Source organism: Cysteiniphilum litorale, assembly GCF_003428165.1.
In the GTDB taxonomy this organism is placed as follows: Bacteria; Pseudomonadota; Gammaproteobacteria; order Francisellales; family Francisellaceae; genus Caedibacter; species Caedibacter litoralis.
Map to the genome: position 1 here is coordinate 298,303 of NZ_QLIQ01000001.1, position 6,139 is coordinate 304,441.

The window sequence follows — 6,139 nt, forward strand, 5'->3', positions numbered from 1 at the left end:
AAATTGAAGTTGCGAACATTTTTAAATAAAAACCCATATTGGGTTGAATCATTTATCGTTGACATCTATAATTCTCAACATGAACAACACCTTAAGCCTCTTTCTATGAGCTGGTTAACAATTGTTGAAACACCGGAGTTTTTAAGAGTTTCTGAAAAATTTTGTGAGCGTGATGTTATTGATGAAATGATAGAAGCAATATCACAAAATCCAGAAATCGGTGATATTGTACCTAACACTGGCGGTTGCAGAAAACTAAGATGGCAACGAACAAAGAATTCAGGCAAAAGTGGTGGTATGCGAACTATTTACTATTTTTATGATTCTAGCATGCCGATTTATCTGCTACTAACTTATCCAAAGTCAGTTGCTGATAACATTGATAACGAAACAGAGAATGCACTAAAAAGAATTGTTAAACAAATGGTTAAAAACCATAAATCAGATCAGTTACGAGGTAAAATATGAGCTTTGATTTCAAAACAAGTTTACTGCAAAGCGCTAAAGAGGCACTTCAAATTAGCAAAGGCGAGTTATCAGCAGCCAAGTCACATCAAATTTTCATTCCTGAAGATATTGATGTCAAGGAAATCCGATTAAAGTTAAATATTACTCGTGGTGAGTTTTGTGAAAAATATGGTTTTAAATTACGCACACTTGAAAAATGGGAACAAAAAGTCACTAGACCTGACTCTGCAACAAGAGCTTACCTAACCGTTATATCTTGTAATCCTGAAATCGTTCATCAATCATTGCAACAACACCGACTGTAAAAAATATATCTATTTTACCCTTTTAAAAATTTACGAAACCAAGAAAATCGTTGCCCATAAGGCGGATAAAGCCAAAGGGCACTATTGAATCTACCGCGTTGACAAATCGCTTTGGCATTGGAGAATGTTTTAAACCCTTCAAACCCGTGATAGCGCCCCATACCTGAATTACCAACGCCGCCAAAAGGTAGATCATGCTGCGCGATATGGTTTAACACATCATTGATACACATCCCGCCACTAATAATATTCCTATTAATATACTCTTGTTCAGTGCGATCATAACTCAAAAGGTAAGCAGCCAATGGACGAGGTTTTTGATTAATATAACTTATCACCTCTTCAATCGATTGATAGCTTAACACCGGTAATAATGGACCAAAGACCTCATCTTGCATCACCTGCAAATCACTCTTTGGATTTAATAGCAATGAAATAGGCATCTTTCGACTGTGGTCATTAGTCGCTTTAAGCTCATCTAGCACAACAACTTTAACACCTTGGTCTTTTGCCTCGTCAATATATCCTTGCAAACGATTAAACTGTGCCTCATTCATCACGCTACTATAATCATCATTAGTCATATATTGCGGATACATTTCTTTAAACGCCACTTCCATTTCAGTAACAAATGCCTCAAGTTTTTGCGCATGAACAAATATATAATCCGGCGCAATACAGGTTTGTCCGGCGTTTAATCCTTTGGCAAAAGTAATCATTTTAGCCGCTTTTTTTAAAGGAAAATTTTGACTGATGATCAACGGCGATTTGCCGCCTAATTCAAGCGTCACAGGTGTTAAATTTTTAGTGGCAGCCTGCATTACCTTTCTGCCAATAGCCGTTGATCCAGTAAAAAACAAATGATCAAAAGGTAATTCGCTAAAACTTTGCGCCACTGTAGCATCGCCTGTGACAACCGCCACTTCATCAATATTAAAAGCGCGTTTGCAAATTTCCATCATCACGCGATTGGTCTTAGGTGTATGCTCTGAGAGTTTAATGCACACTCGATTTCCCGCAGCCAAGGCATAGATAAGCGGCGACAAACTCAGCAAAATGGGATAATTCCATGGCACCATAATGCCAACAACACCTACTGGCTGATAATAAACATAATTTTTAGCGGGCTTAAAAATAATACTGGTATGACGCTTCTCTTTAGCCATCCAACTGCGCAAAGATTTAAGGGCATACTTAATGGTACTAGTAACTTGAAAAATCTCACTCAACCAAGTCTCATTGGCACTGCGATGACCAAAATCATCGCTTACTGCATCAATCAATGCTTGTTCATGCTTTAATAATACTGAATATAAGCGCTTAAGCTTGTCTTTACGTAATGCATAATCAGGATATTGATCAAGTGAAAAGGCTTTTTTCTGTAGTGAAACCAGCTTTAATAAATACGTTTTATCGATATTATCCATTGATCTAGCTATCCCTTTGCTTTAAGTAACTGAGCTAATTAATTTATAGTTTATTGACTCAAGCTTCCCATTTCAACACCCCGCCTCACAAGTTCGGCACCCCTCTTGCAAAGAGGGGAATATAAAATCAACAGTTGCCTAATTCCCCTCTTTGCAAGAGGGGTGGCAGTCGTAGACTGACGGGGTGTTGTAAAAACCATAGTTTTTTAGGGTGCACAACTCCAACCTATTTATTGTTAACGACTCTTATTCGCCAAACGATCTCTTTCGCGCTTTTGCTGTTTCTGCGCTTTACGGATTAATCCTACTTGTTTTGCCTCTTCACCAATATGCAACTCACCTCGCTCACGTGCTAATTGGCTTTGTTTTTCACGCTCTAAGAAACGCTTTCTTTGCTCAGAGGTATGATTGCCCTTACAATGATGACAAGACACACCTTGCTCATATTCAGGTTTCAGCTTATCTTCTTCAGTAATTGGACGACGGCAAGCATAACATTGATCATATTGACCTTTGGCTAAATCATGCGTCACAGCAACACGTGAATCAAAGACAAAGCACTCGCCTTGCCATAGACTTTTTTCTTCAGGTACTTCTTCAAGATATTTTAAAATACCACCTTCTAAATGATAGACTTCATCAAAGCCTTGTTCTTTCAAAAAGGCAGTTGATTTTTCACAACGAATGCCACCGGTGCAAAACATTGCTACTTTTTTGTGTTTTGTCTTATCTAAATGTTTTTCAACATATTCAGGAAACTCACGAAACGTCTCAGTATGTGGGTTAACTGCATTTTTAAACGTACCTATTTCGATCTCATAATCATTACGTGTATCGATTAATAAAACCTCAGGATCAGAGATTAAGGCATTCCAATCTTGTGGTTTAACGTAAGTGCCACATACTTTAAGAGGATCTAATCCTTCGACACCTAAGGTCACAATTTCTTTTTTTAGCTTCACTTTAGTGCGATTAAAAGGAATATGCTCATCAAATGATTCTTTATGTACCAAATTAGCCAAACGTGCATCAGATTTTAAGAATTTAAGTACCGCTTCAATACCTGCTGCGGTTCCTGCAATCGTGCCATTGATTCCCTCTTTGGCTAACAATAGCGTACCACGCACCATATTATCTTCCATTGTTTTTAATAATGGTGCTCTTAATGCTTCATAATCTTCCAGTGTGACAAACTTATACAGTGCTGAAACCACGTACTTTGACATGCTATACCCTTTATACCTTATTTATTTCTACTATCTATCATTTGTATTATTGATTTTAAACACACAACCACAATCACAATATGATTAGTGATGGGTGTCGAGTGAGCGCATTATACACCATTTCATCTAAACACCAAATGATAGCTTTTATCTGGCATTAAAAACCATTTCAATAAGACTTAATAATGGTGAATTTTGCGCATAAACATAATAGCTTTGCATATTAGCTATATTCTCAGGAATCTGCTTATTGATATTCAAAAGCATCTCTTTTTCCTGAACGGCTAACAGGGCTGTTGGTAAAAAGCCATAACCAATGCCTTGGCTAATTGCATGCAGTATTGTCGTATATGAAGAAAAATAAAGTGCATTTTTAATCTGTAACATATCTTTTAATTGAGTTTGCATAATACATTTTAATGTTTTTAACTCCTGTTCAATACCGTTGAAGCCTTTTGCTAAATCACGTGAAATATAAGCATCAAAAATAATATCCGTATAGAGTCTAACATCAAAGCCATGATCTTTAAGCATGTTTTTTTCACCTTCATTAAGCACAACTAAGGCAACATCTACCTCATGTTTAAGCAACAACTCAATGTGCTTTGTTTTATTTTCAACAACAAGGTCATAATCAAATGATTGATCAAGCTGCATAATCTGGCTGATTTTACAAAATAGACTCTGCTCAAATATTTGTGATAAGGCAATTTTAAGCGTTGGCTTTTTATGCTTTAAAAAAGGCAGCTCCAACTGATTAATACGATCAAACTCAAGTAGCATTGGTTTAATCAGCGTGTAAAAAGCATGGCCTTTGTTATTAGCAATTAATTTATTATTGGTTCGTTCAAACAATTGAAAACCAATAATATCCTCCAAGTTTTGTAGCTGTTTAGTCAAGGCTGGAGGCGTTAAAAACATTGCTTCTGCACTTTGGCGCAAGCTTTTTAACTCATAGACGGATATAAAAACACGCAACTGTTGCAAGGTATAGTTCATTTAGCTTCTCACTAGAAATCGTTTAAAATAAGTTAACACCATATTAAATATTATTCAATTTTAATTAACATTAAATTTTGTATACTGCTAACAAGTTCAAGAACTAAAGGTAGTTATCATGAATCAACATAATTTAACAATCGTCCGTAACTTTTTAGCTCATCAAAAAAATGCGCAAGCAGATCAAGCATTGGCTCTTATTGCTGAAGATGCTGTATGGCATAGTGACAGCATTGGCGCACCATGGAGTGGCGACTTTCACGGTAAAGCCGAAATCATTCGTCACTTTGCCAATATTCACCAGTCAGTGACCAGCTTCAGCAAAACGCCAATGGATATCGTTGCCAGTGACAACACCAATTTTGTTTATGAGTATGGCTATCTTGAATGTATCTTTAAACATAATAATGAGTTTTTTGCCACTTACATCATCTCGATTTATGAGATTAAAGATAATCAGATCATCTCTTATCGCGTTTTAGAAGACTCTAATACGCTATATCACACTTATCACAAGACATCTGATACTAAGGAAACCTTATGAATACACGTATAAAACTACTGATTTATCTACTTGCTTTATTGTCTATCTTAACTGTAAACATCTACATTCCAGCGATTCCGACATTACAACACACTTTCGCTACTACCAAGGCACATATTAGTCTTACCGTTAGCTTTTATATGCTTGGCTTAGCGATAGGTATTCCTTTATATGGAGCGATCGCCGATCATATCAAAACTTCTAAAGTGCTTATTTTCGGACTGACACTTTATATCTGAACTTTCCCGAATTTTGTAAGAATTTGCTATGGATGAGCTGCAAACCAAAGTTTATCCCTATATCTTAGGGTGGCTAAAAAACAGGAGCAACTCATCGATGGATACCTTACAACCTTTGCTTAATCACTTGCAAGCACTTTTTAAAAGAAGCACTCAAAAAGGACGGCTTTTTAGTGCAGTGATTTTAGCAATGATTATACCTATTGGTTCTGGTATCAGCAGTCAAATTTATCGTAAACTCGTTCAGATAATCGGTTACTCACTTAGCAGAACACGCTTTTATCGCTTTATGGCAGGTAAATGCTTTAACTGGGATGTGATTTGGAAAGCTATATTCAAACTGATTCCATTACCATTGACTGATGGACGCCTTATCATAGCCTTAGATGACTCCACCACGCCTAAAAGCGGTAAGGAAATATTTGGTTGTGAGCATTTCTTTGATCATGCAGCCAAGCACAATCAAAGTAAATACCCTTGGTCACAGTGCTTTGTTCAACTAGGGCTCTTAAAGTTCATTCATACCCGTTGGGCATTTTTGCCATTGTTGACGCGATTTTATCACTCTAGCAACAAAGCAGCGGCTGAGTGTTTTAACAGTAAAATTACACTGGCCTGCCAAATGATTCTTAAGCTTAGCACCTGGACAAAATCCCCCATTCTTATTGTGACTGATTCATGGTTTGGTAATGGTAAATTGTACAACCCGTTAAAAGATCAACTAGGTAATCGAGTCCATATCCTCACCATGTTACGCAAAAACAGTGTTTTATACGGTTTTCCTGAGGTTATCGAAGGTAAAACATGTGGGCGTCCTGCAAAATATGGTGCCAAAGCAGGTTCTGTTAGGGATTTGGCAAATGAATATAAAGCTAAAGCCCAAAAAGTCACAAGCTTTGTTTATGGTAAAAAGCGTGACATGCTTGTCTAC

8 protein-coding genes are annotated in these 6,139 nt (G+C 36.9%); 5 read left to right on the top strand and 3 right to left on the bottom strand.

Features of this window, described 5'->3' with window-relative positions; genetic code table 11:
* The first annotated feature begins 105 nt into the window (after positions 1-105).
* Together DNJ75_RS01345 and DNJ75_RS01350 are read left to right on the top strand one after the other, a co-directional pair.
* Positions 106-468: a type II toxin-antitoxin system RelE/ParE family toxin gene (locus DNJ75_RS01345; RefSeq protein WP_117001368.1), complete on the top strand. Its 363-nt coding sequence runs from the start codon at positions 106-108 to the stop codon at positions 466-468.
* On the top strand, positions 465-773 hold the full coding sequence (locus tag DNJ75_RS01350) for a helix-turn-helix domain-containing protein (RefSeq protein WP_117001369.1): 309 nt from the start codon (positions 465-467) through the stop codon (positions 771-773). The genes DNJ75_RS01345 and DNJ75_RS01350 overlap by 4 nt, the downstream gene beginning before the upstream one ends.
* A 14-nt stretch (positions 774-787) precedes the next feature.
* On the opposite strand, the gene DNJ75_RS01355 is transcribed toward DNJ75_RS01350, so the two are convergent.
* From DNJ75_RS01355 to DNJ75_RS01365, 3 genes are all read right to left on the bottom strand, one after another.
* A complete protein-coding gene (locus DNJ75_RS01355) occupies positions 788-2,200 on the bottom strand; it encodes a coniferyl aldehyde dehydrogenase (protein ID WP_117001370.1) in 1,413 nt (470 codons plus the stop codon).
* 236 nt (positions 2,201-2,436) lie between these two features.
* The gene (trhO, locus tag DNJ75_RS01360) at positions 2,437-3,426 is read right to left on the bottom strand and encodes an oxygen-dependent tRNA uridine(34) hydroxylase TrhO (RefSeq protein WP_117001371.1); all 990 of its coding nucleotides are present in this window, start codon (positions 3,424-3,426) and stop codon (positions 2,437-2,439) included.
* Positions 3,427-3,573: 147 nt separating this feature from the next.
* Positions 3,574-4,425, bottom strand: coding sequence for a LysR family transcriptional regulator (locus tag DNJ75_RS01365; protein WP_117001372.1), 852 nt, complete (start codon positions 4,423-4,425; stop codon positions 3,574-3,576).
* A 118-nt stretch (positions 4,426-4,543) separates the two neighbouring features.
* Here DNJ75_RS01365 and DNJ75_RS01370 point away from each other — a divergent pair, with 118 nt between their 5' ends.
* From DNJ75_RS01370 to DNJ75_RS01380, 3 genes are all read left to right on the top strand, one after another.
* On the top strand, positions 4,544-4,969 hold the full coding sequence (locus DNJ75_RS01370; protein ID WP_117001373.1) for a nuclear transport factor 2 family protein: 426 nt from the start codon (positions 4,544-4,546) through the stop codon (positions 4,967-4,969).
* Positions 4,966-5,208 (top strand): MFS transporter, encoded by a 243-nt coding sequence (locus DNJ75_RS01375; RefSeq protein ID WP_117001374.1) that lies wholly within the window; start codon positions 4,966-4,968, stop codon positions 5,206-5,208. Before DNJ75_RS01370 ends, DNJ75_RS01375 begins: the two co-directional genes overlap by 4 nt.
* A gap of 97 nt (positions 5,209-5,305) precedes the next feature.
* The coding region (locus DNJ75_RS01380) for an IS701 family transposase (RefSeq protein WP_170137161.1) at positions 5,306-6,139 on the top strand (834 nt) is incomplete at its 3' end.